This is a genomic window from Achromobacter sp., assembly GCF_036567245.1.
Classification (GTDB): domain Bacteria; phylum Pseudomonadota; class Gammaproteobacteria; order Burkholderiales; family Burkholderiaceae_B; genus Achromobacter.
Genome location: NZ_DATCUY010000716.1, coordinates 1 through 3,906, shown reverse-complemented (window position 1 = coordinate 3,906; position 3,906 = coordinate 1). Strand labels below are relative to the sequence as shown.

The following is a 3,906-nucleotide window of genomic DNA, read 5'->3' as shown; positions in this document are numbered from 1 at the left end:
CCGCGGCAAATGGCCGCCGGCGCGCGCGATCGCGGCATCGAAGTAGGCCCGTTCGGCGCTGCCGGGCGCGGGCTTGATGTAGGGAATCTGTTCCAGCAGATCGTCGGGTACCGGAATGGAGAAACGATCGCGGAACGCGCGCACGGCCGGATCCGCCATCTTCTTCTGCTGGTGGTTGGTGTTGGCCGCCTCGCCCGCCGCACCCATGCCATATCCCTTGACGGTCTTGGCCAGGATGACGGTGGGCTGGCCGCGGTGGGCCAGCGCCGTGGCGTAGGCCGCGTAGACCTTGGCCGGATCGTGGCCGCCACGGTTCAGCGCGCCGATTTCCTCGTCGCTCAGGTGCGCCACGCGCTCCAGCAGCACCGGGTCCGCGCCGAAGAAATGTTCGCGCACATAGGCGCCGCCGCGCGCCTTGAACACCTGGTACTCGCCGTCCACGCACTGCATCATGCGCCGGCGCAAGCGGCCGTCATGGTCCTGGGCCAGCAACGCGTCCCAGCCAGCGCCCCAGATCACCTTGATAACGTTCCAGCCGGCGCCGCGGTACACGCTTTCCAGTTCCTGGATGATCTTGGCATTGCCGCGCACCGGGCCGTCCAGGCGCTGCAGATTGCAGTTCACCACGAAGACCAGGTTGTCCAGCTTTTCGCGGCCGGCCATCGCCACCGCCGCCAGCGTCTCGGGCTGGTCCTGTTCGCCGTCGCCCAGGAAGCCCCATACCTTGCGGCCCTGCGCGGGAATCAGTTCGCGGTCTTCCAGATAGCGCATGTAGCGCGCCTGGTAGGCGGCCATCAACGGCCCCAGGCCCATCGACACCGTGGGGAACTGCCAGAACCCGGGCATGGTGCGCGGATGCGGATAGGACGCCAGGCCGCCGCCGGCCGTCTCGCGCCGGAAGCGGTCGAGTTCAGCCTCGGAGATGCGACCCTCCAGGTAGGCGCGCGCGTAGATGCCGGGCGCGGAATGCCCCTGGATGTACAGCATGTCGCCCAGGAAGTCCGGGGTGGCGGCGCGGAAGAAATGGCGGAAGCCGGTTTCGTACAGCGTGGTGGCCGAGGCATAGGTGGCGATGTGTCCGCCCACGCCCGAGGTCTTGCCCGCGCGCAGCACCATGGCCATGGCGTTCCAGCGCAGATAGGCGTCCAGCCGCAGCTCGATGCCCATGTCGCCCGGAAACAGTCCCTGCTCCGCCGGCCGGATGGTGTTCACGTAGGGCGTGGCGTTCGGCGCGGCATAACCGCCGTGGCCGGTGCGGTCCTGGCCGATCAACTGGTCCAGCAGGTAGTGGGTGCGCGGCCGGCCCTCGTGGGCCAGCACGGCCTGCATGGCCTCCAGCCATTCCTGGGTTTCCTGCGGATCGGCGTCGGTCGGTTCTATCGGGGTATCCATGGCGTCCTCCTGGTGGCGCGAAGGCGGCGTCCCGATGTACGGGCGCCGTCATTTCGCATCGTGAATTGCAATTGCATCATGTGCAATTGCAATCGTATGGAGGAATTTGGATAATTGCAAGTGCAACTATCTATGGACCAAGGCGCGGACCTGCCCGCTAGCGGGACGCGGCCATCATGAATTCCACCGCGGCCCTGAGCGTGGACTCGTCCGCGGACGAACCGCCGCGCGGCGGCATCGCGCCCTTGCCCTTGAGCACGGTCGCCAGCAGCGCATCGGCGCCCTGCGCGATAAAGGGCGACCAGGCCTGCTTGTCGCCCAGCTTGGGCGCATTGGCGACCCCGCTGGCGTGGCACACGACACAGGCGGACTTGTAGAGTTTTTCGCCGGCCGGGTTGATGGCGGCCAGCGTCTCCGCACCCGCTTGCGGGACGGGCAGGCCGGCCAGCGCGGCGGCGAACGCGATTCGATAAAGCTTGGACATGGCAAGGCTCCGGATGGGAAAAGCGTGATGGCGACGCGGACGGACGCGGGCAAGGCTGGACGCGCAAAGCGCGCCCAGCCGCTGCGCTCAGCGCGGGATCGGACCCGGCGCCTTGATCTGCTTCATCAGGTCGTCATTCCATTTGCCCTCGACCTTGATATGCCCGGCCGCGCCCAGCTCGAACGCCTCGATCAGGTTGTGATTCAGGTAGGCGTACACGCCGGGCTGCTTGAAGGTGTAGAGCGCCGCCCCCGCCGAGCCGCCGCGGATGAACCAGGTTTCCAGGTTCTTCTGCGGCGGGTTGGCGAACTTGCCGGTTTCCCAGACCCAGTCGCCATGGCCCCCGATCAGATGCGGGCGCGTGTCGCGGTTGGCCTGCGAATGGATCAGCAGCACCGTCTCGCCGACCTTGGCGGTGAGCGCGTTGGCGCCCGTCAGGGCCCCGACCTTGCCGTTGAAGACGATGTGCGACGGCGTCAGCGTGCGCATGACTGCCACCGTGTCGCCATAGCTTTCCGCCAGCGTCGGGTAGTCCTTGTACTTGCCGTTCGCGTCCTTGGGGATGTACAGGTCGAACTCGCCTATCGTGTAGACGCGGTCGTAGCGCAGCGGCTTGCCCTGAGGATCCTTCAGGCCGTCGCGCGGCAGCACCATCAGCGTGCCGCTCATGCCGGCGACCACGTGCCAGGGCACCATGCCTTCCGGCGCACAGTGGTAGACGAAGGTGCCGCTGCGATCCGCCTTGAAACGCAGCGTGGCCTGTTCGCCCGGGTTGACGTTGGTGAGCTTGGCGCCGCCCAGCGCGCCGGTGGCCGCATGGAAATCCACGTTGTGCGGCATGGCGTTGGTGGCCGGGTTGACCAGGGTCAGTTCGACATAGTCGCCCTCGTGCACCACCAGGGTCGGACCGGGCATGGACCCGTTGAACGTCATGGCCTGCAAGGTCGTGCCCTTGTCGTCGATGACCATCTTCTTCTCCTCGATGGTCATCGTGAATTCGATCACCTTCGGGCCCGAACGCGCCACCTGCTCATGCGGGTGGACCATGGGCGGGGCGACCAGTGCGACCTTGGCGCGTTCCAGCTGATCGGCGTTCTGGGCGGCCGCTGGGCCGCCCGCCATCGTTGCGATCAATGCCATGGCAAGCAAGGTGGGGCGCAAAGCGTTCATGTGCAACTCCTCTTCCGGTTTCTGCTAAGCCGAGTCTGTCGGCAACTCCATTGAAGGTCCGGCACCGCTTGCGTTCTTTGCTGTAGCGCAAACTTCGGACCAGCCTGGAGGCCCGCGCGCATTGCCGCAGCGCAGCGACGATGTCACCATCGGGACATGGACCCTCCACACGTATCCGAGCGGCCCCCCGCGTCGTCGCCGCTGTGTCACGCCCTGCTCCGCAACCTGGATCTGTTCAGGCCGCTGTCCGATGCGCAGCTGGACACGGCGCTGCGCGGCGCGACGCCTTGCCGGCTGCAGGCCGGCGCACTCGCATACCGCCAGGGCGCGCCCGCCGCGCACTTCTTCGTGCTGCTGCACGGTTGCCTGAAAGTGGCGCAGCTGACGCCGGAAGGCGAACAGGTGGTGGTGCGCTATGTGAATCCCGGCGACATGTTCGGGCTGGCTTGCGCCATGCGGCAGCCCAGCTATCCCGCCACGGTCCAGGCCGTGCAGGAAAGCGTTTGCCTGGCATGGCCGGCCGCGGTCTGGGAACGTTTCACGGCCAGCCATCCCCAGTTGGGTGCGGCCGCGCTGCAAACCATGGGGCAGCGCCTGCAGGACGCCCATGTCCGCATCCAGGAGCTGTCCACCGATGAGGTCGAACAACGGGTCGCGCGCGCCATCCTGAGGCTGGTGCAGCAGTCCGGCCAACCGATGCAGGACGGCATCGGCATCGGCTTTCCCATCACGCGCCAGGACATCGCCGAAATGACCGGCACCACTCTGCACACGGTCAGCCGCCTGCTCAGCGACTGGAAGCAGCGCGGCATCGTCTCGGCCGGCCGCAAGCGCGTGGTGCTGCGCTCGCCCGCCGCCCT

The 3,906-nt window shown here is 67.2% G+C and carries 3 protein-coding genes and 1 pseudogene; 1 reads left to right on the top strand and 3 read right to left on the bottom strand.

All coding sequences use genetic code 11. The annotated features are described in order from the left end of the window. The 3 genes and pseudogenes from aceE to nirK all read right to left on the bottom strand — a co-directional run. Positions 1–1,392, bottom strand: a pseudogene (gene aceE / locus VIR09_RS31065) (pyruvate dehydrogenase (acetyl-transferring), homodimeric type); the annotation flags it as partial. A gap of 157 nt (positions 1,393–1,549) precedes the next feature. Further along, positions 1,550–1,876: a c-type cytochrome gene (locus VIR09_RS31060; protein WP_207471839.1), complete on the bottom strand. Its 327-nt coding sequence runs from the start codon at positions 1,874–1,876 to the stop codon at positions 1,550–1,552. Between the two features lie 87 nt (positions 1,877–1,963). Continuing rightward, positions 1,964–3,046 (bottom strand): copper-containing nitrite reductase, encoded by a 1,083-nt coding sequence (gene nirK / locus VIR09_RS31055; protein WP_332016366.1) that lies wholly within the window; start codon positions 3,044–3,046, stop codon positions 1,964–1,966. Between the two features lie 156 nt (positions 3,047–3,202). On the opposite strand from nirK, the gene VIR09_RS31050 reads away from it, so the two are divergent. Continuing rightward, a partial coding sequence (locus VIR09_RS31050) for a Crp/Fnr family transcriptional regulator (protein WP_332016365.1) occupies positions 3,203–3,906 on the top strand: 704 nt, incomplete at its 3' end.